26 protein-coding genes are annotated in these 24696 nt (G+C 57.1%); 13 read left to right on the top strand and 13 right to left on the bottom strand.

The window, feature by feature from the left end; all coding sequences use genetic code 11:
* Nucleotides 1-59 precede the first annotated feature (59 nt).
* The 3 genes from SIC19_RS15300 to SIC19_RS15290 are packed head-to-tail and all read right to left on the bottom strand — an operon-like array spanning nucleotide 60 to nucleotide 2106.
* Nucleotides 60-689: a TPM domain-containing protein gene (locus SIC19_RS15300; protein WP_127401742.1), complete on the bottom strand. Its 630-nt coding sequence runs from the start codon at nucleotides 687-689 to the stop codon at nucleotides 60-62.
* A gap of 59 nt (nucleotides 690-748) precedes the next feature.
* Entirely contained in the window at nucleotides 749-1504 is a 756-nt protein-coding gene (locus tag SIC19_RS15295) for a TPM domain-containing protein (protein ID WP_127401743.1), read from the bottom strand.
* Nucleotides 1504-2106, bottom strand: coding sequence for a LemA family protein (locus tag SIC19_RS15290; RefSeq protein ID WP_164732149.1), 603 nt, complete (start codon nucleotides 2104-2106; stop codon nucleotides 1504-1506). Before SIC19_RS15290 ends, SIC19_RS15295 begins: the two co-directional genes overlap by 1 nt.
* 206 nt (nucleotides 2107-2312) lie before the next feature.
* Here SIC19_RS15290 and SIC19_RS15285 point away from each other — a divergent pair, with 206 nt between their 5' ends.
* On the top strand, nucleotides 2313-2588 hold the full coding sequence (locus tag SIC19_RS15285; RefSeq protein WP_007152627.1) for a YebG family protein: 276 nt from the start codon (nucleotides 2313-2315) through the stop codon (nucleotides 2586-2588).
* Between the two features lie 64 nt (nucleotides 2589-2652).
* Here the strand turns inward: SIC19_RS15285 and SIC19_RS15280 are convergent, their stop codons facing one another.
* Complete coding sequence (locus SIC19_RS15280) at nucleotides 2653-4200, bottom strand: peroxidase family protein (protein ID WP_085679639.1); 1548 nt, start codon at nucleotides 4198-4200, stop codon at nucleotides 2653-2655.
* A gap of 624 nt (nucleotides 4201-4824) precedes the next feature.
* Nucleotides 4825-5253, bottom strand: a complete 429-nt coding sequence (locus SIC19_RS15275; RefSeq protein WP_127401744.1) for an Lrp/AsnC family transcriptional regulator — start codon at nucleotides 5251-5253, stop codon at nucleotides 4825-4827.
* 130 nt (nucleotides 5254-5383) lie between these two features.
* Here SIC19_RS15275 and SIC19_RS15270 point away from each other — a divergent pair, with 130 nt between their 5' ends.
* The gene (locus tag SIC19_RS15270) at nucleotides 5384-6514 is read left to right on the top strand and encodes an arginine N-succinyltransferase (RefSeq protein ID WP_082040547.1); all 1131 of its coding nucleotides are present in this window, start codon (nucleotides 5384-5386) and stop codon (nucleotides 6512-6514) included.
* Nucleotides 6501-7307: a DUF1338 domain-containing protein gene (locus SIC19_RS15265; RefSeq protein WP_041334185.1), complete on the top strand. Its 807-nt coding sequence runs from the start codon at nucleotides 6501-6503 to the stop codon at nucleotides 7305-7307. The genes SIC19_RS15270 and SIC19_RS15265 overlap by 14 nt, the downstream gene beginning before the upstream one ends.
* Before the next feature lie 12 nt (nucleotides 7308-7319).
* Here the strand turns inward: SIC19_RS15265 and SIC19_RS15260 are convergent, their stop codons facing one another.
* Nucleotides 7320-8192: a diacylglycerol/lipid kinase family protein gene (locus SIC19_RS15260; RefSeq protein WP_041334184.1), complete on the bottom strand. Its 873-nt coding sequence runs from the start codon at nucleotides 8190-8192 to the stop codon at nucleotides 7320-7322.
* A 134-nt stretch (nucleotides 8193-8326) separates the two neighbouring features.
* Here SIC19_RS15260 and SIC19_RS15255 point away from each other — a divergent pair, with 134 nt between their 5' ends.
* On the top strand, nucleotides 8327-9112 hold the full coding sequence (locus tag SIC19_RS15255) for a ZIP family metal transporter (RefSeq protein ID WP_127401745.1): 786 nt from the start codon (nucleotides 8327-8329) through the stop codon (nucleotides 9110-9112).
* On the opposite strand, the gene SIC19_RS15250 is transcribed toward SIC19_RS15255, so the two are convergent.
* The gene (locus SIC19_RS15250) at nucleotides 9109-9897 is read right to left on the bottom strand and encodes a TSUP family transporter (RefSeq protein ID WP_075197021.1); all 789 of its coding nucleotides are present in this window, start codon (nucleotides 9895-9897) and stop codon (nucleotides 9109-9111) included. The genes SIC19_RS15255 and SIC19_RS15250 overlap by 4 nt on opposite strands.
* A 235-nt stretch (nucleotides 9898-10132) precedes the next feature.
* Between SIC19_RS15250 and SIC19_RS15245 the strand changes: the two genes are divergently transcribed.
* A complete protein-coding gene (locus tag SIC19_RS15245; RefSeq protein ID WP_041334183.1) occupies nucleotides 10133-10798 on the top strand; it encodes a hypothetical protein in 666 nt (221 codons plus the stop codon).
* A gap of 15 nt (nucleotides 10799-10813) precedes the next feature.
* Here the strand turns inward: SIC19_RS15245 and SIC19_RS15240 are convergent, their stop codons facing one another.
* The 3 genes from SIC19_RS15240 to SIC19_RS15230 form a co-directional block, all read right to left on the bottom strand.
* Nucleotides 10814-11881 (bottom strand): peptidoglycan -binding protein, encoded by a 1068-nt coding sequence (locus tag SIC19_RS15240; RefSeq protein ID WP_127401746.1) that lies wholly within the window; start codon nucleotides 11879-11881, stop codon nucleotides 10814-10816.
* Nucleotides 11882-11893: 12 nt separating this feature from the next.
* A complete protein-coding gene (locus SIC19_RS15235) occupies nucleotides 11894-12616 on the bottom strand; it encodes a hypothetical protein (RefSeq protein ID WP_036209409.1) in 723 nt (240 codons plus the stop codon).
* Between the two features lie 104 nt (nucleotides 12617-12720).
* Nucleotides 12721-13506 (bottom strand): substrate-binding periplasmic protein, encoded by a 786-nt coding sequence (locus SIC19_RS15230; RefSeq protein ID WP_127401747.1) that lies wholly within the window; start codon nucleotides 13504-13506, stop codon nucleotides 12721-12723.
* Between the two features lie 209 nt (nucleotides 13507-13715).
* Here SIC19_RS15230 and SIC19_RS15225 point away from each other — a divergent pair, with 209 nt between their 5' ends.
* The 7 genes from SIC19_RS15225 to SIC19_RS15195 all read left to right on the top strand — a co-directional run bounded on the left by SIC19_RS15225 (nucleotide 13716) and on the right by SIC19_RS15195 (nucleotide 22121).
* Nucleotides 13716-17417, top strand: a complete 3702-nt coding sequence (locus SIC19_RS15225; protein WP_127401748.1) for a DUF1631 family protein — start codon at nucleotides 13716-13718, stop codon at nucleotides 17415-17417.
* Between the two features lie 35 nt (nucleotides 17418-17452).
* The gene (locus SIC19_RS15220; protein WP_075197016.1) at nucleotides 17453-17737 is read left to right on the top strand and encodes a SelT/SelW/SelH family protein; all 285 of its coding nucleotides are present in this window, start codon (nucleotides 17453-17455) and stop codon (nucleotides 17735-17737) included.
* A 165-nt stretch (nucleotides 17738-17902) separates the two neighbouring features.
* Entirely contained in the window at nucleotides 17903-18610 is a 708-nt protein-coding gene (locus SIC19_RS15215; RefSeq protein WP_036209399.1) for a DUF3581 family protein, read from the top strand.
* A gap of 4 nt (nucleotides 18611-18614) precedes the next feature.
* A complete protein-coding gene (locus tag SIC19_RS15210; RefSeq protein WP_036209398.1) occupies nucleotides 18615-19073 on the top strand; it encodes a DUF4112 domain-containing protein in 459 nt (152 codons plus the stop codon).
* A 99-nt stretch (nucleotides 19074-19172) separates the two neighbouring features.
* Nucleotides 19173-19391, top strand: coding sequence for a hypothetical protein (locus SIC19_RS15205; protein ID WP_126811866.1), 219 nt, complete (start codon nucleotides 19173-19175; stop codon nucleotides 19389-19391).
* A 51-nt stretch (nucleotides 19392-19442) separates the two neighbouring features.
* Entirely contained in the window at nucleotides 19443-21326 is a 1884-nt protein-coding gene (locus SIC19_RS15200; protein ID WP_127401749.1) for an N-acyl-D-amino-acid deacylase family protein, read from the top strand.
* Between the two features lie 51 nt (nucleotides 21327-21377).
* Entirely contained in the window at nucleotides 21378-22121 is a 744-nt protein-coding gene (locus SIC19_RS15195) for a maleate cis-trans isomerase (RefSeq protein WP_127401750.1), read from the top strand.
* Here the strand turns inward: SIC19_RS15195 and SIC19_RS15190 are convergent.
* Together SIC19_RS15190 and SIC19_RS15185 are read right to left on the bottom strand one after the other, a co-directional pair.
* Nucleotides 22118-23011 (bottom strand): DMT family transporter, encoded by an 894-nt coding sequence (locus tag SIC19_RS15190; RefSeq protein ID WP_127401751.1) that lies wholly within the window; start codon nucleotides 23009-23011, stop codon nucleotides 22118-22120. The genes SIC19_RS15195 and SIC19_RS15190 overlap by 4 nt on opposite strands.
* 144 nt (nucleotides 23012-23155) lie before the next feature.
* Nucleotides 23156-23635, bottom strand: coding sequence for a hypothetical protein (locus SIC19_RS15185; protein ID WP_051947025.1), 480 nt, complete (start codon nucleotides 23633-23635; stop codon nucleotides 23156-23158).
* A gap of 221 nt (nucleotides 23636-23856) precedes the next feature.
* Between SIC19_RS15185 and SIC19_RS15180 the strand changes: the two genes are divergently transcribed.
* Nucleotides 23857-24033, top strand: coding sequence for a DUF1328 domain-containing protein (locus SIC19_RS15180; RefSeq protein WP_007152648.1), 177 nt, complete (start codon nucleotides 23857-23859; stop codon nucleotides 24031-24033).
* A 26-nt stretch (nucleotides 24034-24059) separates the two neighbouring features.
* Here SIC19_RS15180 and SIC19_RS15175 read toward each other — a convergent pair whose 3' ends face one another.
* Complete coding sequence (locus tag SIC19_RS15175; RefSeq protein WP_036210277.1) at nucleotides 24060-24584, bottom strand: shikimate kinase; 525 nt, start codon at nucleotides 24582-24584, stop codon at nucleotides 24060-24062.
* Between the last annotated feature and the right edge of the window lie 112 nt (nucleotides 24585-24696).

The following is a 24696-nucleotide window of genomic DNA, read 5'->3' as shown; positions in this document are numbered from 1 at the left end:
TCAGGACATGGGATGCTTCCGCAGCCTGCCCCTGTTTATCGGCAGACCGGCGGCAGGCATTAAGAACGTTTCGGTATTAGCACCAGATGATTAGGCAATTCGTTTTTCTCGCGGGTTGCGGGCAACTGCTCCCGCAGGTGCTGGCCGCAACTTTCGATGCAACCGAGGAAGCCGGCCAGGGTATCGCCACTGCGAACCTGGTTGGTAAAGGTGCCGACAATCTCTTCCCAAACGCCGTCGCTGACCTTATCGGCAATGCCCTGATCCACCAGAATTTCAACATAGTGTTCCGCTTCCGAGACGAAAACCAGCATGCCAACGCCGCCCTGGGTGTGATGAAGATCCTGCTCCAGGAATTGCCGCCGGGCCATGTTGGACGCCCGCCAGAAGCGAACAGCCTTTGGAACCAGATGATGTCCCACACCCGGAAACCGAAACAACAGGCATAACAGGATAAAGGTCACCCACTGAACCACCAGCAACCAGTCCGCGCCCAACGAACCGGTAAAGTAATTGATCGCTCCGGGCACCAGTAGTGCAATAACCCCGGCCCAGAGCAGAGGGATATAGGAATAATCATCGGAGGCTGCGGCAAGAACCGTTACCAGTTCCGCGTCGGTCTCACGCTCCACCTCTGTGATGGCCGCAGCCACCTGTTGTTGCTCACTGTCTGTTAGTAACGTCGTCATGTTCGTTCCGGTGTTGCTGAATCAATAGGTTCGCTGTCTACTCGCGTTGAGTCGCTGGTTTACCAACCGCCGGAGGCACCACCGCCGCCGAAGCCACCGCCTCCGCCGCTGAAGCCACCACCGCCAAAACCGCCGCCGCGACCTCCACCAAGACCACCAGCGAGCGCACCGGCCAGCAGGGCACTGCGGCCACCACGGCCCCCGCCGACACCGCCTCTAAAGAACGCAATCAGCACAATGACGAAAAACAGGATGCCCAACGCCGGATGGGGCCGATCGTCTTCGGCTGCCTGGCGACTGGACTTCGGAACCGCAAGTGGCTCACCACCCAATACCTGAACCATGGCCGCAGCACCGTTGGCAATGCCGGTGGCAAAATCCCCCTGCCTGAACGCCGGGGTAATGATCTGATTAATAATCGTGGCGGATGTGGCGTCGGTCAGTCGACCTTCGAGGCCGTAGCCAACCTCGATGCGAATCCGCCGCTCATCCTTGGCTACCAACAGCAACGCACCGTTGTCTTCACCTTCCTGGCCAATTCCCCAGTGACGACCCAACTGGTAGCCAAAGTCTTCAATGGCATAGCCCTGAAGGTTCGGCAGCGTCACCACAACCACCTGTTCGGTCGTTGACTGCTCGTGGGCCTCAAGCATCTGGCTGAGGCGACGTTCAACTTTGGCGGGCAGCATGTCGGCGCGGTCCACCACGCGACCGGTCAGTTCGGGGAAATCAGGAGTGGATTGCGCCTGGGCACTGGCCTGGCACAGCACAATCAAGGCCAGAAAAACGATAATGGGGTGGAAACGAACAGGCATCAGAACTCCACCTGTGGTGCTTCCTGGGCATCGGGGGTAGTGGCCTCGAAGTTGGCCCTAAGCTCAAGGTCGCTGTACAGCATGCTGTGCCAGAGACGGCCCGGAAAGGTCCGGATTTCCGTGTTGTAGCGTTCAACCGCCTGGATAAAGTCACGCCTTGCGACCGAGATACGGTTCTCCGTACCTTCCAGTTGCGACTGCAACGCCAGGAAGTTCTGGTTTGACTTCAGATCCGGGTAGCGCTCTGAAACCGCCATCAGGCGGCTGAGCGCACTGCTGAGTTCACCCTGAACCTGCTGGAACTGTTTCAGCTTCTCGGGGTTGTTGAGAATGCTTTCGTCGACCTGAATAGAGGTCGCCTTTGAGCGCGCTTCGGTGACTGCCGTCAGGGTTTCCTGTTCCTGATCCGCAAAACCTTTCACCGTTTCAACGAGGTTCGGCACCAGATCCGCCCGCCTCTGGTACTGGTTCTCCACCTGCGCCCAGGCTGATTTAACCTGCTCGTCATACGTTGGAATGTTGTTGATGCCGCAGCCGGTGAGCAGCATGGCCAGCAAGGCCAGAGCAGCAAGCTGAAAGGGCGTTCGGCCTGGGCTGGCCATGGGTCGGTCGTGCATAGCGTATCGGTTCCTTGATGGTGGGTCTGGTCATCGTCGGCCTAAGACACTATCACATTTTTCCGCCCGACATCTGCCGCCCAGGCGACCGAAAACACTGTATACATATACAGATACCTTAAGTATACTCACCGCAGATTCAATGAACCCCACCAGACACGACAACGTGCGGGAACACACTGGAGAACGTCATGGCCGTACAAGCGCTGTATTACTCGGAGAGGGATGGACTGGAGATGGCACTGAAACACCCCGACACAATGCTCTTCTCGTCCAAAGCGGAAGCCGATGCCCGGGACAAAGTCCTGGAACTGGCCGAGGAAATCACCCAGTTTCTACAGGCGCGAGTTGAGGGCCTGGATGAAGCCATGGCGGAAAAAGCGGCACTCGCCATTGCCGAGGAAAAGGACCTGTTCGCCAAGGCCCTGAAAAAACCCTCATTGCTGAACGAAACCACCGACGCATAACCCAGAATGGGCGAGGAGGCGCTCATTCACCACACGCCTCCCCGCCTCGGTACGTCTGCGCGGATCAGTCTCCCAGGGGATTGATATCCCCAATAAACCTCAACATATCCGCCATGGTGAAGGTTCCTGGCGTGGCTGCCGGCAGGGATGGTTTCCAGTCTTTGCCCTCCTGCCAGAGGAACGACTGCTGATCACCGTGGATCAACCCCACGAACACCTCGGACACGATGGCTGCCCCAACCGGGCCCAGCCGGTCACCGGCCTCTTTCACCTGCGCTTCCTTCAGGATGTAGTACCACAGCGGTGTTGACTCATGCAGCCCCTGGCGCTTGGCTTCCTCGCCATCTGGCCCGGTCGCAATTTCATCGGCAGTCAACGCATTGGCTACGCCCATTTCACGGGCCACATCCTGGCCGGAGGGCAAGCCCAGGCTCACGCCGCGCTTGAGATTACGGAAAGCCAGGTTACCGCCACCACCCGGCAGATTATGAAGTTCCTCCACCAACAACGGGTCCAGTTTCCGCGACGGATTGAATGGCATCGACGATGGACGGTCAAGGTCGTGGAAGCGCCGCCAGTCGATAATCCAGTTGCTGGGCAACACACTGACTGGCGTTGGCCCGGTGGGAGGCTGCGGTGCGAGATTTCCAATAATGTCCCCAGACAGTCCGGAGAACGCAAACAACAGATCAAAACCGGTATCCGCGAAGATCCGGTTGTGGCTATAGCGTTGGCGCACCATGCTGTGTCCCAAACGATAGGCCGCCACTGAAAACTCCACCGGCATGTAAGGGGTTTTCTTGAACCGGTAGTACTGCCGGCCATCGTTGAGAATTCGGTCGGTCGCACCTTCCCCGCACAGACGCTCCATCCAGTCGTGGAGCACCATCCACTGATAGTGGTAAGTCACGGTTTTCCTGGCTTCAGTCAGGAGCTGTTCAGCCGCTACGCCCTCGCTCTGCAGCTTGTCACACACAGCGTTATGGAACTTCAGGAAGGCCAGGTGGGTCTGCGCAACCAGCAGGTTTTCATCGTTGCGCGGGTCACCAATCAATGCCACGCCTTCCGGGCTGCGGGGAAGGTCGTTGGCAAAATCGCCGGTGATGCCACCAAAATCGACGTTGATGTTCCGGCCAATCACCAACTTGGGACCACGTTGCGAAGGGTCCGCCGGGTTCCTGGCATACAGATGGGGTGAGCCGTCAGGGCCGAGACCATAGACATTATCCAGGTCCAGCGCCGGGGTACGGAAGTTCTCCAGTCCCAGCGGGTCCCTTTTCTTATCGGACAAAGAGCTCAGATCGAGCGTGATGTCGTGGTCGACAAACTGGCCAAAGTAGGTGTAACCGCCCGGAATGCCCGGATTGTCCAGTGAACTGTCCGTCGGATCGGGATCCAGCATGGCTTCCGCCAGCGCCTGTAACTTGTTGTCTGGCACATCCAGGGCCGACAGGCCCGGAAACATACGACCAAACATGCCTGGGTCATCGTGGCCGGATAACTGGTCAAGCCCCTTGCGTGACGGGTGCCGTCCGCCCATGCCATGGCCGGGACACATGTTGACTTTCTTGTACGTTTTTTCGCTCGTTTCGAACGTTTCCTTGATATTCATTCCTCTCTCCCATTTGGACTATCAGGTCCTCAGACCGTCGAAGCCGCGAACAACGGCCAGGGCGTCGTGCCCTTCGCGACGAGCCCCAGGGAAATAGCAGCTTCCATGCCAGCGAGATATCAAGTGAAAAAACCGAACTACGGGCCCATCGGAATCCCATGCTCAAACAGGCAGTTAACAACAACAGCCAGGCACATTCGGGACCGACAGCCAACATTGGACAACTTCCACGACCGCCGGAAAACAGCACGCCTGCATACATTGCTGACAGCGGGTGACGACGGAATTTTTTCAGGAGAGCACGAAAAAGTACGGATTTGAGATTTTTGCAGACAGGAGCCAACACAATCACTGCACTTTAAACACATTTACAGAGTTTTCTGGTTTGCTTTACACCCTACGTATCAAAATCTGACACTTTTTAGCCGAACGCCCTTGGCGTTTTCCACTTCGAGCTCTAATGACCAGCCCCTATCTCAGCCCTAAATAGCATTGCCCCGTAAAATCAGCCACCTGAATGGGTACAGACCTGGGCGAGGAATCAACACTCAGACGATATGTCGCATATGCAAAGATGTTGAAACTCATTACAGCTTTTACAAACCATTTCCGGAAATACTGGTATCAACGCCTGAAACGCGTCTCCAGAACCACCGCCGAATTGGTTCGCTCCACACCCTCAAGATTGCCGATTTCGTCCAGAACCGCACTCAGCTCCTCCAGGGACTGAGCCTGGACGATGGCAATCAGATCATACTCGCCGCTGACAGAATACAACTGGGATACCTGGCTGATCTGTTCCAGGGCTGCGTTGGTTCGAGCCGTCAGCTTCTGGAAAACCTTGATCGACACATGGGCCTCCACCTGGGTTGTCGTATACTCGCCTCCAAGCTCAACGGAATACCCGCGAATCACGCCACTCGCTTCGAGCTTTGCAATGCGGTTCTGCACCGTTGAGCGCGACAGGTCCAGTGCCCTAGCTAGGTCCGAGACACTGCAACGGGCATTCTGGCGCAGGTGTAATAGTAGCCTTTGGTCCTGCTTGCTGATCATATCGACATAATTCCTGGTCAAATTGCCATAATATATCATCATTTATCATTTTTTGACGCTACAAAATGGCACTACACCCCATCATACTGGCCCTGCCACTCTCCGCTTCCAGCGGTCAGCAGATGAGGACATGTCTATGATTATCCGCCCGGTTGCCCTCTCAGACCTCGCCGCTCTGCAGCAGATTGCCGTGGAATCCGGCCCCGGTTTCACCTCACTGGTCGATGACCGTGATTTCCTGACCCAGAAAATCCGTCATTCCATGGACAGTTTTAACCGCCATACCGGTACCCCAGGCGACGAAGGCTATCTGTTCGTGTTGGAAGACCCGGAAACCGGCGAAATCATGGGTACCACCGGTATTGAAGCCTCTGTAGGCATCCGACGCCCTCTGTATCATTATCATCGCAGCCAGGTCGTTCACCACTCGCCGGAACTGAATCTGCTCCGCCGACTGGAAGTCCTCAACATGTGCAATCATTACACCGGTTGCAGCGAGATCTGCACACTGTTTTTGCGGCCCAGGTTTCGGCGGGCGCACGCGGGCAAGCTGCTCTCCCGGGTTCGCTTTCTGTTTATGGCCCAGCATCCGCAGCGTTTTGCTGAGACTGTCATCGCTGAAATGCGGGGCATCTCGGACGAAGGCGGGCAGTCGCCCTTCTGGGATTGGTTGCGGACCCATTTCGTGGATCTTGATTTCAGCACGGTGACACGCATGGTGGGCACGGGCGACAACGGCTTTATCGCCGACCTGATGCCCCGACACCCGCTCTACACCCATTTGATGGACGAAAACGCCCGCGCTGTTATCGGGCAGGTACACCCGCAAACCCGTCCGGCCCTCGCCATGCTCGAAGCCGAAGGGTTCCGCCATAATGGTTACGTGGATCTGTTTGATGCCGGCCCGACCGTTGAGGCGAGACTGGCCGATATCCGCTCGGTATCGACGTCCGTCGGCTGCCGTATCCAGATTGTTGATGATGTGCGACCGACGCTCGAGGAATGGAACCGGGGTGGCCAGGGCCGACTGTTGGCCATCACCAATACCGAAACGGCGAATTTCCGCGCCACCGTCACCAGTGCTGCCCGATACCTGCCTGCTCACAATCTCCTGCAGGTACCGGCAGCACTGGCAAAGTCGCTTAATCTGCGCAACGATGGAGAAGTCCGTTTCATGGAACTTGCAGCCGCACAGAGCGGAGCTGCGACCACAGCCATTCCACTGCGCCAACAACAGGAGGCCATCCATGCACACCGATAGAGATACTTTGTTCCGCCACCTTTGGGACAATTACTGCGAGGTGACACCCTCGGCACAGGATATCCACCGGTTGCTGGATGACACCCAGGGCGGCGAAATTGTGAATGACCACATTGCCCTGCGTACCTTCAACATCGAGAAGGTAAACCTGGACAAACTGGCCGCGCACTTCCTGGCGCTGGGATATCACGAAGGCGGCGACTATCACTTCGACGCCAAGAAACTGTACGCAAAACACTACGAGCATCCAGATCCGACTGCCCCCAAGGTGTTCATTTCCGAATTGCTGGTTGATCAGTGTTCCGGGTCGCTGCAATCCATTGTGGAAGGCCTGGTGAGCCAGATGGACCCTACCGCCGTCACCCGGGACGACTTTCTCTATTCCGGTCGTCACTGGGATGTCGACCACGCCACCTACCAGACCCTGCTGGAGGAAAGTGAATACGCGGCCTGGGTAGCGGCTTGGGGTTATCGGGCCAACCACTTTACGGTGAGCATCAATCATCTCAGCCGATTCAAAACCGTGGCTGAAATCAATCAGACCCTCAAAGACAACGGTTACCGTGTGAACAGTTCCGGAGGTGAGATCAAAGGCTCTCCGGAAGAGCTGCTGGAACAATCTTCCACCATGGCGGACCGTGCCGACGTCCGGTTTACGGATCAGACGGCGGCCATACCAAGCTGCTTCTACGAGTTCGCACGTCGCTATGCCAAGCCTGACGGAGAGCTCTACAGTGGCTTTGTTGCCGCCTCGGCGGACAAGATTTTCGAGAGCACGGACAGCCGAACCTGAAGGACAAAGCCTTCAGGTCGTTACCAGTTCCTCACAGATGACCTTCAGGCAGGCTGGCCTGCATTGAGCACGAAGTGGTGTATCGCCGGCGATGTCCCCATCCATGGTGACCGTTCGGCGCGAACGGGTGGTGATCGACACGGTCGGGCTTTTGAGGTGAACCACTGTGCTGGTTCGTTTCGGAGAGTTACGGCTCAACCGCACCGTCAAAAAAGTCATGAAAAGCTGGAACAGCGAACGCGGCCTCACGGCCACGACATCCAATTGACCATCCCCTGCCGACGCCTGGGGAATCTCGTTGCCACCGCCGAAAAAGGCACCGGAGGACACCGCAATGGTCAGCCATCGCCCGGCTACGGTTCCCTTCTCGGTTTCGATGAGGCCATGGAAACCCCGATACACCCGCAGTTTCTGCAGCAACGCTACGCCATAGCTGAAGCGACCGAGAAGTCGTTTGGCGTCCGCCGACGACTCTCGAACCGGCAATGTGCCGAGTCCGATATGAGCCACGTTCAGAAACAGACCGTTATCGGTGGTGGCTACGTCCAGCATACGGGTCCGTCCTGCCGAGACCAGATTGCAAACATGCTGGGGATCGTCAGGCAGCCCCAGGTTGCGGGCAAAATCATTGGCGGTCCCGGAAGGCAGAACCGCGAGGGTAGCGCCGGTATCGAGACAAAAACCGGCCGCCGCATTTACTGAGCCATCGCCTCCAGCCGCGAGGATGAAGTCCCTGGGGCCCACCTCTTCGGTCCAGCTCTTATCGTCAAGACTGCAATCCCGGATATCGACAATGCCCGCACTTTCCAGGTAATTTCGCCAGAACTCAGCGCCACGATTGTCCTTTTCCCCGGCGTTGGGGTTGGCCATCAACCAGTAAACCATTGCATACCGTCTTCCTGAGTCTGTTTTGGATTTTTGACGTACTAAGGTATAAGCCATGGTAGCGGAACTTGCCATCAACATGGTCAAGGTTTAACGGCGCTGTAACGCCGCCACCGACGAACTAAGGGAGACCGATGCTGGAAGATGTCAATGTTGTCTGGCTGGGGTCGATTGCCAGCCTGCTGGCAGGCCTTGGGACAGGTGTCGGCGCCCTGGGTGTATTCCTGGTCAGAAAGCTCACGCCACAGCTGCAGGACAGCATGCTCAGCGCAGCTGCGGGGGTCATGCTGGCGGCGTCGTTCTTCTCGCTACTACTCCCGGGCATCGAATACGGCGAGGAGCTCACCGGCGCTACCTGGAGCGCCGCGTTGATGGTTATCGCCGGTCTTCTCATGGGCGCAGGCCTGCTCTTCAGCATTCATCAGCGGCTACCCCACGAACACTTCACCCTGGGCCGGGAAGGCCCTGACAGCGCACGTATACGCCGGATATGGCTGTTCATCATCGCCATTGCCCTGCACAACTTCCCTGAAGGCATGGCCGTTGGCGTCGGGTTTGCCGGTGGTGACATCGGTAATGGGGTGGCCCTGGCGGTGGGCATTGGGCTTCAGAACATCCCCGAAGGCCTGGCCGTGGCCGTCTCCCTGCTGGCCATCGAGCACTCACGCCTGAAATCCTTCGGGATCGCGGTGCTGACCGGGCTGCTCGAGCCCGTTGGCGGGCTTTTCGGCAGCACCATGGTATGGCTGGCAGAACCCATCATGCCGTGGACCCTTGGCTTCGCGGCCGGTGCCATGCTGTTCATTATCAGTGATGAGATCATCCCCGAGACCCATCGTGGCCGCTTCAAGACCCTGGCCACCTTCTCGCTTCTGGGCGGCTTCGTCATCATGATGTTCCTTGACGCCACGCTGGGTTAGCCGGGAAACAACACCCTCGCCATACCGATGCTGCTGACGATCAACAGCACAACGCCCAGCACCCGGAAGAAGATCGGTGTTTCCGCCTTCAGCATGCGGTCGTGAACGTAAAGCCCGATGACATGGCCAATGGCAGCGCAGGGTAACAGCCACAGGTGGTGGATCAGCTGCAGGTCGACGCCCACCCAGATAAACGCCGCCATTTTGATCACCACCAGGATGAACCAGAGTGCGAACAGGGTGTCCCGCAGGCGCTCTTTCGGCAGATGCTGCGCCACAACGGCAATAATCAGCGGGGCACCAATCAGGGACGTACCACTGATGTAGCCGCCCACCATCAGAAACACCGCGTCCACAGTCCGGCTGCCGCTGCGAAAAGGCCGGTCCAGGATGTAGGAGATGGAGTACAGGGACACGATCACAAAGATAATCGTGCTCATGATCTCTGACGGCAGTGTGATCAGTCCGAACACCCCGATCAGCTTGGGCACGATCATGATCGCCAGAATCCGCCAGAGATAATGCCAATCGACCGTACCCACGACCGCCGCGCCATCATCACCCGTACCCGACGACTTGCGATTATTCATCCAGATGGTCAGGGAGGAAAACACCAACAGGTGCACTGCAATGATGGGCAGGAACACCAGCGGGTCGTCCAGCACCAGCAGCAGGAAAGGCAGTGAAAGCACCGCCCCGCCGAATCCCAGCCCGGAACGGACAAACCCGCTCCAGATAAAAATCAGGCCAATCAGGACATACTGGTACAACGCCAAGTCAGACATAGAGGTATCGAGGTTCCGGGAGCCAGGTTCGCGAATACAAAGGTGTATGAGCATACCTGCCGGGAAGCCCTTACTTCCAGTAACAAACTGGCTACTTTTCTACAACGGAAGAAATGACAGAAAGCGCCTAGTTTTTAATCAATGCTTCCGGTAAAGCCGCCGGACAGAATTTCCGACAAGAACAACAGCCAGGCAGGAGGTGGGCCCTTCTGCCCGTGGTAAATGGAGAACAGCCATGTCAGCAGCAGTTGATCATCTGGACGAACGGCTCCGGGACGACGGAGAATCACTTGAGGAGATCATGCCCTCAGCCATCACCCTGGCCATGATGTTGCGCCACCGGACGATGGCGTCGTGGATGCGAATCGAGTTTGACGGCTACAGTGATACTTCGGAACTCCCGCCCTACCGGCGCGATGTTCCCGGCCATATCGTGGCCCGCTCACCCCAGTATGGCTGGATCCCCGCCCCGGTCGACGACAAGCAGAAGCAGGACTTCGGCCATCGAGACATGCCAGAAGGCATCAAATCCCTGGAAAAAACCTGTATGGCCTGCAAGAAAGGCACGGGCCACCGTATTGTTTTCGACAAAGAGGAAATGGCCACGCTTCAGGCGCATATCAACCTGACCGCCGAACTGGCCATTACCATCAGCAGGGACAGCTATAACAAGCTGCTTCGCGTTGTTCGCTGCGCCCTGTATCTCTGGGAACAGGAACTCATGGAACACGGGCTCAGTGGAGACCACAATTCCTACAGCACACAGGAACGGGAAAAAGTTGCCCACCTCGATGACCCCGAGAAGTTCTGGCGCAAGGCGCTTGAGGATAACGCCGACCTGCCCATTCCCGACGTGCGGGAAACCGGGTTCTTCGAACGTTTCTTCGGGCGGACAGGCTGACACAGCCTCTAGCGTTTAACGGTCTGTCAGCTTGATCTCGATACGTCGGTTCTGTCGCAGCGCCTCGGCAGAACCGCCCGAAGCAACCGGGAAAAATTCCCCGAAACCGGCAGCTACCATGCGGTTCTGGGGAACGCCTGCAGAGGCAAGGTAGCGCACGACGGCGACTGCCCTGGCCGTGGAGAGTTCCCAGTTCGAGGGAAACGCTTCGGTATTGATGGGAATCCGGTCGGTGTGGCCGTCGATGCGCAGAATCCAGTCGATATCCTCGGGAATGGCGTCCACCACGTCCAGCAGCACTTCTGCCAGCTTGTCCAGCTCCTGTTGACCCTCCTGCCCAAGGCTGGCGGAGCCGGAGGCAAACAGCAATTCCGAAGGTAACAGGAAGCGATCGCCGACAATGCGGATGTTCTCGTTGTCCTGCAGAATATCCCGCAGCCTGGCGAAGAATTCCGACTGATAGCGCTCCAGTTCATTGACTCGTTCGGCAAGCAATGTATTCAGGCGCTTTCCCACCTCTTCAAGTTCGGCTTCCTTCTCGGCGGTGAGGTCCTCCTGTAAACGCAACGCAGCGGTGATGCGGCCGAGCTGATCCTGCAGCGCCGCAATCTGGTTCGAAAGCTGCTGGATGATTGTGCGCTGGGAAGCCGTCAGTTGCTCTTCATCCTCCAACTCCGACTCCGCCCTGGCGACGGCCTTGCCAAGATCTTCAACCCGCAGGGCCTGGGCCTCGGCATTGTATTGTTGCTCCAACCGCCGGGCCTTCTCCTCCTCCAGCTCCTCACGAAGTGTATCGTTCAGCGCGAGGCTTTCGCTGAAGCGGTTCTGGACCGCCGCCATCTCGTTTTCCAGGGCGGCGGTCTCTTCCTGCTCAAGACCAAGCAACCGGGAAATTTCCTGCAAGCGGCTATTGAGCCTGGCCAGTTCCGAATCCCGATCCGAGAGGGTTTGCGACAGGTACAGCTGGCTGACCACGTAAATCAGCAGCATGAAGATGATCAACATCAGCAGTGCCGACAACGCATCGACGTATCCGGGCCATACGTTGATGCTGCTGCGGGTTCGACGCCGGGAACCGATCATGGGGCTGGCCTGCTATCGCGGATCATCGTCAACCCGGTCCACGAGGTTGGTTACACCAGTCAGCCATTCCTCAAGGCCGTCATAAAACCGGTTCTGGGCGTGGCCCGCCTGGATATCCAGAAAACCCAGGACCAAGGAGCCGCCAAGCCCCAGCAGCGACGAGCTGAACGCCGTTCCCATGCCTTCCAGGGGTTCCAGCAGCCCAGACTGCAGGCCCGCAAACACCTTGCCGAAGTCCTCCTGGCTCATGTCCAGGTTTACAATGACGGCGCCTACGGAATTGATGGTTCCAAGCAGGCCCCAGAAGGTGCCCAGCAATCCCAGGAAGATGAGAAGACTGATGAAATAGCGGGTGATTTCGCGCTGTTCGTCCATGCGGCTGTGGATGCCATCCAGTACCGTACGCAACGACATGGTGGACAACGAGAAGCGGTCACGCTTGGAGTCGTCATCCAACTGTCGCGCCAGCGGCTTCAGAAGACGGGGTTCCTGCAATACGGAGAGCCCGGCGTTGCCGGTGCGGAACTGCGCAATCCAGCGCAATTCCGGAAACAGCACAAACACCTGGCGATAGGTGATGGCAATGCCAACCAGCAGCACACAAACAATTAACAGGTTGAACACCCAGTTCGCCATAAACGCGGCCTGCAATGGTTTGTGGATCAATGCACAAACCACCACAACGACCACCAGGAACAGCGTCATCCAGAAAAGGGTATGCTTGGGATTGCTCATTAACGCCACCGCATTCGTCGGGAAACACGTTAAAAGCTAGCACAAGCTTGCCATTACTGCTGTCCACACCCCCACTGGTTGCGTTAAGGATTTGTTACCACCGCTCAAGGCTCGTAGCGTTGAGCGATACTGTCCAGGGCGCCGCTGTCTCGCGCTTCATCAAGCGCTGCCTGAAGGTCCTCCACAATGGCCGGGGCCGTTTCGTTGCTGACCGCCAGGTACATCGGCGTCTCACGGAAAACGAGAACCGGTTTCAGGCCAGTGATGTCGTGCTCTTCCTCCGCCACCAGAGGCCCCACGAGACCATCTGTCACCCAAAGGTCGGCCTGGCCCAGCACCAAACGTCGAGGATTCTGCTCACCGGACACAGTCATGACCAGATCAAACCCCTCACTCACCAGATAGTCCGACATGACGTCACCCTTGTACCCGGCAATCTTGTACTGCCGGGCACCTTCGAGGGACTCCAACTGGATGTTGGAATCGGGCGCGGCAAACAGGGTCCACTTGATCGACGCCAGCGGGCCGACCCACTGAAACTCGTCTTCCCGCTCCTCGGTTCTGGCGGTGCAGAACAGAGCATGGTTCTCCCGCCCCTGGACCCATTCGTAGGCACGGCTCCAGTCCCGCATCTTCATGACGTATTCGTAGTCCACCCGCTCCATCATGGTTTTAACCATATCGGTACAGATACCGGTGATATCGTCTTCATTATGGGCGAAGCCCTGCCCCGTGGTTGACGCGTTATAGGGTGGGTAGTTCTCGGTGAAGATATACAGCTTCTCGTCAGCAACGGCCGACGACACCACCGCCAGCATAAGGAGGCCTTGCAAGACCGGTCTAATGAACTTCAACGGGCCGGTCATTTCTGGGCCTGGTTTGGCTGGCATGCTTTTGTCCTCGTCGCAATGGGTAGGGGTATTGGTAGTTTAGGCTAGTCACTTTGAGCAATAATGCCAATACACCCGTCAATACCTTTATCCATCGGAATAAACAGATTTTCCGCTGAAACTGGTCTACCGTGAGGTGTGAAGAAGTGTAAAATCTGAATGCATGTTTATGGAATTGTTGGCAGCCGGCCTGCCCAGGGACCCCGTTTATGACAGAAAGCCAGACCCGTATCACCGGCCTCCGTCAAAACGCTCTCATCGTTGTTCGCGGTTTTATTCCTTGTGGATGTGAACTGGTCGCGGCCTCGTCCGGCGACGACGGCGCCCAACTGACACTGGCGAACCTCACTTCGCCTGGTCTGATACAACACCTGAATGGGTCGGACCACACTCCCGCCGAACTATTTCTGTTTGACGGCAATCACCCCACGCGTGTGAGTGGTGGTCTACAAGCTGCCGCTGGGGACAGTGTGCGGATGACCAGTGATCCCCACGACACGGAAACCATTGAATATCTGCGACGCTTGCCACAAAGGATTCCTGATCAGCTCACCCCACCCTCCGCCAGCTTGCCGTCGTTGCGAGATACCTACCAAAAACACACCCGGCGCCTGCTGGGCACCCTGGTAGCCGACTTCATCGACCACGCCTGCGAGGGTATCGGGAACGACCTTGAACAAGCGGCGGAAGTGCGTGAGATCACCCGTCTGAAGGACATGCGCTTTATCTTCAACAGTCGGGGGGAGCAGATATACCGGGATTTTACGCTGCAGTTCCAAGCGTTCGACCACCAGCTCAACCCGAGTAAGGACAACGACAGCCAAAACGGCGAACTCAGGGTCGTGGAGCAGCATGTTTTTGAGGACTGGCTGGAACTCCAGATGGTGGCATCCGAGCTCGCCAGCAAACACACCAATACGCTGTTCGTGCTCAGCCAGTTGCTCAACCAGCTTTTTTCCTGCGATATCAGCGACCGCAGCAACCCTCTTTCACCACTGTCACTGTGCACCTGCCTGCAATTCGCCATTGATCGACTCGGTATTGCCCGACAGCATCGCGGCACGCTCTACCTTGCTTTCGAGACCGTGCTGGACGACCTCTGGCCCCGAGCCGCAGAGTCGCTGAACCGCGACCTTCGTGCAGCGGGCCTGCTGGCGCTCGATCTGACCAGCTTGCCTTCCAACTGGTCACTGAGGGAATCCAGTAAGGCCCGGGAAGCACCAACGGAGACGCCCCATCCTGAAGCATCGGTGGTAGATTCCACGCCCCCCGCGGCACCCGCCTCTGCCCCTGGGCGTTCGTTACTGCGACTGATGAGCCTGCAACAGGATCCGGGTAACCTGCGGGATACCTGGCCACGCACCAACCCACAGTTTACCGCCGAACTGCGACCGCACAGAGATGATCTGCGCAAGGTGCTGGGCGAGCCGGGCCCCAGCATGGAGGAGGCCATTCGAAACCTGGCATCCTCCAATCCGGATCTGGAACAGGCACTTGATGACGGTACGTGGGACAAAGTCACCCTCGTGGATCGTCTGTTCGCCCCACTGGAGCATGAACAGGGGCTGAACAGAACGCTGAGGGAACAGCTTGAACAGTTGAGACTTCCGGTTCTGGAGGTCCTGCTCGATACCTCTGAATTTCTGGACCGCGACAACCACCCGGCCAGGACCATCGTCAACGATCTTATGCGCCTCTGCCTGGCCGAGCGGAGTTCAAGCCGCAACCTGGAACAGACGGTGACGGGGATTATCGATGAACTCATCCAGACGGAAGAACGGGATGAAGCGTTTTACAGGTCCATCGGTACCCGGTTGCAGGGCCTGGTAGAACGCCAGGAACAATCGTTCCTGAGGAACTCCGAACGTATCGCCAAGACCCTGGAAGGCAAGGAGCGCCTGCGGCAGACGCGGCTCGGCGTGCAGCGACGCCTGAACATGATCCTGGCGGATAAAGCCGTGCCAACAGTACTGCTTGATCTTTTGAACGCAGGCTGGGAGCAGTTGATCGTACTGGCGGTATTGCGGGAAGGCGCTGAGAGCCAAACCGCCACAAGTTTCATTAACATCGTTGAGCAGATCCGCCTCTGGCTATCGGGCGGAGAAACCAGCAAGGATCTCGCATTTGAGCGGGAACTGGAAAGCGACGCGTTGATCCAGCTTATCGACAGGGAACTACGTACGGTTGGCGAAGTGTCTCCAGTTCGCGATGTGGTGGCGAGGCTGACCCGGGAATTGCATCAGCAGGTATCGACCGAAACAGTAACCCTCGACGCCTATCCCCCGGGTTCCTGCCAGCTAGAGGAAGCGGAGGCCTCTACAGAGTCAGTTGACACCCGCTGGGCCCGGCGTGCCCAGGAAATTGGCGTGGGCGATTGGGTTGAGATTGTCCTCGACAATGGTGAAAAACGTCGCATGCGACTGGTCTGGGGCGGCAAGGATGTCTTTCGCTTTGTGTTCCTTTCGCCCCAGGGACTGGGTGAGGTGAGTTATCAATATTCCGAATTCGTGTCGAGACTGGCCCGCGGTGACGCGTGGCTCGTCAAGCAGGGAGACATTCCCTTTGTCGACCAGAGCCTGTTCGACATCGTTCAGGGGGTCTACAGCAAGCTCAACTTCGAAGCCACTCACGACGCCCTCACGGGATGTCTTCACCGGCATGATTTCGAGAAGCAGTTGGCCCAGGCCCTGTCCGTAATGGACGGCAAACCAGGTAGTCATACCCTGATGGTGTTCGACATCGACGAATTCAGTGTGATCAATGCCACCTATGGCACCGGCGTCGGCGACGAACTCCTTAAACGGTTTGCTTCCCTGCTTCAGGATCAGGCTTCGGGACACTCCGGCGATCACTGCATCGGTCGACTGGGAGGCAACGAATTTGCACTGCTGGCCCAAAAGATGCCGGTGGAGGAAGGACTGGATTTCTCCGAACGGCTGCGTGACGCCTTTCGAACCGAGTCACATACCGTTGACGACACCGAATTCTCCGCCACCCTGAGTGCGAGCGTGTGCCCTTTCGAAGACACCCTACGCTCCGCCGGCGAACTGATGAACCAGGCAAACCTGGCGCTCAAATCCGCCAAGAAAAAAGGCGGAAACAGCGTTGAACGGGTTCGGGACCAATCCCAGCAAGTGCCCACCTCGGGCCCCCAGTGGGTACCCGAAATTGACCGCAGCATACGCGATGGCAGCCTGTACCTGAGAGCACAGCGGATCCTTCCCCTGACTGATGGCAGCAACGGAGACATGTACGAACTGCTGCTAGGCCTTCAGAACTCCTCCGGCCAGGAAATTTCCCCACAAAGTTACATTGAGGCCGCGGAACAGTTCCGCCGGAGTTCCCGTGTTGACCTTTGGGTGATTGACGAAGCAATAGACTGGATGGAAGGACACCCAGGCGCCATGGAGAGCATCCATACGTTCAACATCAACCTCTCCGGCGCATCATTGAGTGACGACGCCTTTCTGTTCGCCCTGGAAACGAGGATGAAGCAGCACAACGCCCTCACCCATCAGATCTGTTTCGAAGTCACCGAGACGTCCGCCGTTGCCAACCTGCATTACGCCGCCGATTTCATGACCGAGATGAAGCGGCTTGGGTGCCGGTTTGCACTGGACGACTTCGGAACCGGCCTGTCCTCCTACGCCTACCTGCAAAAACTACCGGTGGACTACGTCAAGGTGGACGGCATATTCGTCCGTGACATGGCCAGTAACCTGACCAACTACGCATTGGTTCGATCCATCACCGAGTTGTGTCATTTCCTCGACATGAAAACCATCGCCGAATATGTGGAAGATATGGAGACATTAGAGCTGCTTAAAGAGATCCAGGTAGATTTCGGGCAGGGATTCTGTATTGCAAAACCCCGGCGGATGGATAGTCTGGGGGCCATCGCAAAAGCCTGAAACACCACAATCACCGAATCAACGGGAGACCACCCATGCCAAACAGCGTAAGAATCACGTACTGTACGGGCTGCAAGTGGATGCTTCGATCCGCCTGGATGGCCCAGGAACTGTTGAGCACCTTTGAAGAGGAGCTGAACGAACTGACCCTGATACCGGGCACAGGCGGAATTTTTGAAATTCACGTCAATGGCAAACGCATCTGGTCACGCAAGGAACAGCAAGGCTTCCCCGACATCCGGGAACTGAAGCAACTGGTTCGAAATGAAGTCTCGCCCGATCGATCACTCGGCCATACCGACGGGGTACCCACAGCCTGAGCACTCTGGTGTACATGCAAACCGGCCGCCATCATCGCCGGGCGACATAGCGAAACCATTTATTTACGTCCAGGCCTTAGACATTGGTTTCGTAGTGTCTTGCTGCAAAGGACGTTTCAGGCCACTATCATGGCATCTCTATTTGCGAAAACGAAAAGGCAACGCATGTTTCTTGAACGCTACCACGCCACCCAGAACGGACTCGTACTGATCAGCGCGACCCAGGCCAGTCGATTTGCCAAGGAAGTGGCCGGTGATTTTAATCCGATCCACAATCCGGATGCCCGGCGTTTCTGTGTTCCCGGAGACCTGTTATTTGCCCTGTTATTGTCACACTTCGGCCTGTCCCGACAGATGACCTTCCATTTTCGCAGCCTGCTCGGCGAAAATGTTCCACTGGACTTCCGCGAGGACGACGACGGCCTGATCCGCGTCTACGATCAGAATGACAAGGTCTACATCGAGGTGGAACGCAGTGGTGAGCGGACTCACGATGACACCGTGATTGAGAACTTCACTCGCTGCTACGTGGCCGCGTCCGGCAAGAACTTCCCCCATACGCTCAAACCGCTGATGGAAAATGCTGGCGTGATGTTCAATCCGGACCGGCCAATGATCATGTATCAAAGCATGAGCCTGGCCCTGGATACGCTTGATGCGCCAAGCCCCGACCTTGAACTCCATAACGCGGAGCTGAAGCCGGACGGAAAGCGTGGCAATGTCTCACTGGACTACCGGCTGATCTCAGACGGCAACGTTGCCGGCGAGGTTTCCAAAAAGCTTGTGGTCAGTGGCCTTCGTGACTATGACGCCGGTGCCATGGATGCCGTGGTCGAGGAGTTCTATCGGCTCAAGGAAAAATCCTGGGATTGATGGGATGTCAACGCCCGTAAGCCAGGAAGAGAAACAGGCAGCCCTGGCCCGCCTGAACCGATTCAGTCAGATGGCCGATAACGCTATTGGCATACCCTTCACGCGCTTTCGGATCGGGCTGGAACCCATCATCGGCCTTGTTCCGGTACTCGGCGACCTGGCCGGGCTGCTCATGTCCTGCTACGTACTCCTGGAAGCGCACCGTGCCGGAGCCAGCCCCCGGGTCAAACAGCAAATGGTCAGGAACATGCTGATCGACTTTTTCGGCGGCCTTGTTCCGGTCATTGGCGACGTCTTCGACTTCGCCTGGAAGGCCAATGTCCGGAATACCCAACTGCTCAGGGAGCACCTGGAAACCGAACTGAACGTTCAGCAAAAGCCGCGGTTCCCCTGGATGCAATTCCTGGTGATCGTGGGCACTCTGGCAGTATTCACCGCCCTTGTGGCGGTATTTGCGCTCTGACTCAGGGTCACTACGGATTTATCCCCAATGCTTTCTGGCCTTAACTCGGTGCATGTCACCCTATGCCTGTGACCCGTCATCACCAAGAGGACAGACAACATGGCAAAGACCCAATGCTCCAACTGCGGAGCCAGCCTTCCCACCGAAACGCCTAAATGCCCGGAATGCGGGAGCCTTCAGAGCTCCAGGCCCAAAATGATTATCGGCGCCGCCGGCGTTCTGATCGCAGCCCTGGCCATCGTGCTCGGCGCCATCTATGTTATAGCCAAGGATGAGCCCGCCAATCCGGCCGGTAGCACCACCGAGATCAGGCCCTAGCACCCCGTCTGGCTTCTAGGGAGAACCATAACAACAAACCATGAGGCACGCATGAGCGATACCACACCCGATACAGTCTGGGACTATCTGATCCAGGGTGCCAAGGTCTTCGACGGTATTGGCGAATTACCGGTCCGCGAAGACATCGCCATCGCAGATGGCAGGGTCGCAGCACGAGGGCCGGACCTTGATCCGCAAAAAGCGCACAAGGTCATCGATGCCACTGAACGCTGGGCCATGCCAGGGTTGTTTGACATTCATACCCACTACGACCTGGAGCTGGAGGTTGCCCCTGGCCTGCCCGAATCCGTGCGCCATGGCACCACCACGGTTGTCATTGCCAACTGTAGCCTGGGGCTGGCGTTTGGCGCACAGCGCAAGGACGGTGCAGACCCGATTGTGGACTGTTACGCCCGAGTGGAGAACATTCCCAAGGACGTCCTGCGGGCGACCGCCGATCGAGTGGACTGGAAGAACCCGAAGGAATACATCCAGCATCTGAACAGACTTAGCCTGGGCCCGAATCTGGTCACCATGGTGCCGCACTCAATGTTGCGGATTGAGGTCATGGGGTTTGACGCCAGCATTTCCCGCGACCCCACGGAAGACGAACTCAAGGCCATGGAGGCATTGTTGGAGCAGGCCATGGATGACGGCTATGCCGGATTCTCCACCGATGCCCTGCCGTTCCATTACCTGGCCAACCAGCCCAATACCCGCAAGACCATACCCACGCAGTTCGCCAAATACCCGGAAATCAAACGGCTGACGGACGTGGTACGGCGCAAGGGCGGTGTCTGGCAGGCCACGCCACCGAAAGACAGCACCATGGGCACCATCAAGACTTTTCTGCTCAGTTGTGGCCTACTCCACGGCAAACCACTCAGAACAACGGTGGTGGCTGCCCTGGATGTGCAAAGCAACCGCAAGATCGTGCGGCTGGCGAGATTGCTGGCCCGGGTTCTCAATTCCCGACTTTTGCGGGGTGACTTCCACCTGCAGGCCCTGGCCGCCCCCTTCAAGGTATGGTCCGACGGCGCCGTAACGCCGCTCTCCGAGGAGATTGAGGAACTGCGTATTCTCAATGAGACCGAACTGGAGGACCGTGAAGGCCGGCTGAAAATCCTCAACGATCCAGCCTACATCGCGTCGTTCAAAGCCATGTGGATGAGCGGCAAAACCGGTTTTGGCCTCAAGCGCCTCAAACGGCTGGTACGCCTGGAGGACTACGCCTTCAACCGTACCCTGGCGGACATGACCATCGACGTATGCCCCCTGAGAGAATGGCAAGGCCATACCTTTGCCGATGTCTTCGCTCGGGTGAATGCCGCCAACGCAGGAAAACCACTCGAAGGCAGCGATGCGGAACGGGCCCTGCTGAAAGACCACTTCTCTGGGGTGAAGGACGAAGGCGATTTCGTGCTGGCGATGCTGCGGGCGTTCGACCGTGATCTGAGCTGGTATACCGTGTCCGCGAATCGGAACGAACGCGTTGTCCGCAACCTGCTGATGGATCGGCAACTGCTGCCGGGCTTCAATGACAGTGGTGCCCATCTCACCAACATGGCCTTTTACGACGGCAACCTCAGAGCCCTGAAACTGGCCTCTGACGGCGGCGATATAGATGTAGCGTATATGGTACGCCGTCTCACCCGAGACCCCGCTCGTGTGTTTGGCGTCAAAGGGGGCGGCATCGAAGTGGGCGATCAGGCCGACCTTATCCTGGTAGACCCGTCAGCCCTGCGCCGCATGGACCACAACAATACGGTGCAACGTCAGTACCGGGAGGCATTTCAGCACGAGCAACTCGTTAACCGCACCGATGGTGTGGTGTCCCTGGTCATGATTGCAGGCCATCCAGCCTGGCACGGAACGTCGTTCGACAATGCACTGGGTCAGAAAAAAATGGGCACCGTACTGGACACCACCTTCTGACATCCCGCAATCCTGTTGCCAACACTGCCTGAACTCTAATACTGTTCAGGCATGGACAAGAACACACCGGTTCCCCGCCTCGCCTTTCTTTATCCTGGACACGCTGCCGAGGATGACTACCCACGTCTGGCCGGAATGATCTCACCACCGGCTGAGGTGAGAGTCGTACATACGGCGTTCGATGAAGATGCACATACCGTTGACGCACTCACCGAAATGGGAAGCCCGGCGCGCCTTACGGAAGGAGCCGGACACCTTGAAAATGCGGATATGGAAGCCGTTTTATGGACCTCCACCAGTGCCAGTTTCGTTCGTGGCATCGACGGTATAGGGGAACAGATCGAGACGCTCGAAAAACTGCTTCATATCCCGGCCTCTACCACGGCCATGGCATTCGCCAGGGCGGTTACCGCCATCAACGCCAGGCGGGTCGCCATCGCGGCTACCTACCCGCGGGACATAGCCCTGCTGTTCAAAACGTTTCTGGAGCACTTTGATATCGAAGTGGTGCACATAAACTGCCGCGGCATTATTACCGCAGCGGAGGTGGGCACGCTGGAGAAAGAGGCCGTATTGAGGTTCGTGACGGACAATGACCACCCGGACGCAGATGCAGTATTGATTCCCGATACCGCATTGCATTCCGCCGCCTGGCTGGAAGACCTGGAGGCAGCGGCGGGCAAGCCGGTACTGACCGCTAATCAGGTCAGCTTCTGGGAGGGGCTGAGGCTGTGCGGCAAACTGACCCCGCAATCCGGCCTGGGTACCCTGTTCCGGGTAGACCCCTGGAACTAGGCCGCCTGTTTTCGCTGCTGCGTTACCACCAGGGCGACCCCGGTGATGGAGATAACACCCCCAATCATCGCAAGCACGCCCAACCTTTCATCAAACAGCCAGTATGCTTCCAGCGCAGTGACAGGTGGCACCAGATAGAAAAGACTGGCCACCTGTGAGGCAGCACCGCGCCTGATAAGCCACATCAACAGCAGAATCGCCCCGATGGAAACACCGAACACCAGCCAGACCATCGACCAGATCAACGGCTGAGCCCACACCACCTCACGGGCTTCAAACGCAAAGGCACCAACGGCGAAAAACGTTGCCGCAGCACTGTACTGAATGAACGTACCCGCGACGAGATCCGACTGGGTGCCGTTACGTTTCTGGTACACCGTGCCCAAGGATATTCCGCCCAGGGACAGCGCAGCCCAAAGCAGAGTCCAAAGCGGGAAATCGGAGGCGGAAGCACCACCGCCGAACTTTTCCAGCAACACCAGTGTTACACCGACCAGGCCCAGTGCCAGGCCCAGCCATTGCCGGCTCGAGACACTTTCCTTCAGCACCAGAATGGCCACGGCCGACGTTACCAGCGGCTGCAGGCCGACAATAAGCGACACGATTCCCGACGGCATGCCCCCCTGAATCGCGTAGTAAACCCCGCCCAGATAACAGCCATGCACCAGCAGGCCGGTAACCGCCAGATGACCGGCACCACGCCAACCAGGCCAGCGGGTTTTCATTATCCAGGCGAGTACGCTGAGCAGTACCAGCGTAAACAGCATGCGTATCAGCAGGAGCGTAAACGGCTCAGCGAAGGGTAAACCATACTTGGCGCCAATGAAGCCCGTGCTCCACAGCCAAACAAAGAGCGCCGGCACAAAAAACGAATAGAAAATCGGGGGCATACGGTTAACCGAGAGGCAGACGAATGTGAGTCTGCCCACTGTAACCTGTGACTGACAAACAAAACAGATACAGTAAACGGAATTAACAACCAGTACAGATGTTCAGGGCGGGTCTGTATGGCCGGTGCAATTCCGAAACGCCGTCTAAATGCTGTCGTTCTTCTTGTCCGAGTCGTCCATCAGTTTGCGCTCGGTTTCATTCCACTGTTCTGACAAAGCGTCGTAGGCGTTGGAGAAGCCCTGCTTGGCACGTTCCCAGGCGGAGGATGAACTGGCCTGCAGCTCGTCATACCATTGCTGGACGCGTTGCCGCTGCTCCTGCAGTGACTCAAGGCTTTTCCTTGACCGTTCCCGGGCCGTGTCACTCATGTCGTCCCAATTCTGATCCAGTTCCTGCTGTAGCGTGTCTATGCGCTTATCGAGAGCTGAGAGCGTATTTTCAATGGCTGTTTCCGCCTCTGCTTTCTGGTCCGCACCGAACTCCTGCAACGCCTGGCCAAGCTCGCGGGTTTCTTTTTTCAGCGACTCAACCGAGGAATCCCCGGACGATTCCGCCTGCAGGGAACCGGACATGCCAAGTGCAAGAACGAAAGCCAGAGAATAACCGAGTTGTTTGAAGAGCATTGAAATTCTCCCGATATTATTTGGTAGACAGTAACAACTTTTGGCGTAAAACCGCACCTTAGCAAAGCTTAATCAACCGACAATAAAGGTAATTAGACCCACAAAACAATCGTTTGCAGCACAAATCATTCTCTTGCGAAGCGTTTTCGGACTTCCACTATTTGTGGCTTTCAGGCCCATGTGCCACTTTGAAGGTGACGTTACACAACAGGAGAAATACTATGCTCTATTGGGCTATTGTATGCCTGATCGTCGCGGTAATCGCCGGCGTACTTGGTTTTGGTGGTATCGCGGGGACAGCCGCAGGGTTTGCGAAAATTCTGTTCTTTATCTTTCTGGTTCTGCTGGTTATTTCACTGGTGGCCAACGCGCTTCGGGGCAAAGGACCGAAGCCCTAGAAGTCTTCGCTTCCGGCGGCATGTTTTTAACGTGTCGCCGGCATCTGCAACATCACCGCCGATATGTCGTCGCAAACGTCTTCCTGACTCTTACCAACACAATTGACTGCCACGTCCGCAGCCCGCGAGTAAAGCTCAAAACGTTCCCAAAACAGCTGTTCCAGCGACTGATCCGGTCGTCGGGAGATGCCACGGGCGCTGTAATCCCCTATCCTCGCAATGACCACCTCCAGCGGAATATCAAGAAACACCACGAGACCATCAGCTTTCAGGTGGCTCATCGCAGGTTCGCTGTAGACGGCGCTGCCGCCCGTGGATATCACCTGACGCCGCACATCCAGCCTCAGCAATACCTGCTCCTCAATTCGCCTTAGTGCCTGATAGCCATCCCCGTCGACAATGTCCTGCAAGGTGCGACCTGCTTCCTCCTGAATCAGCAGGTCCGTATCGATAAACCCCAGGCCAAGCTGTTTTGCCAACAGCACCCCAACCGTACTTTTGCCGCTGCCGGGCATTCCGATGAGTACAAGGTTGCTGCGGGACGTATTCAAAGGCACAGAATCTCCAGGATGTCGCCAACAATGAGAATTGACCGGCTATATTGAGAAAAGTAACACTTTTCCGACAAACATTGCGGTTTCTTCAGGCAATTAACGCCGTATA

This window comes from Marinobacter sp. MIT930201 (genome assembly GCF_047122665.1).
Lineage (GTDB): Bacteria > Pseudomonadota > Gammaproteobacteria > Pseudomonadales > Oleiphilaceae > Marinobacter > Marinobacter salarius.
Note: the sequence above shows the minus strand (reverse complement) of the source record. Positions and strands in the feature narration are given on the sequence as shown.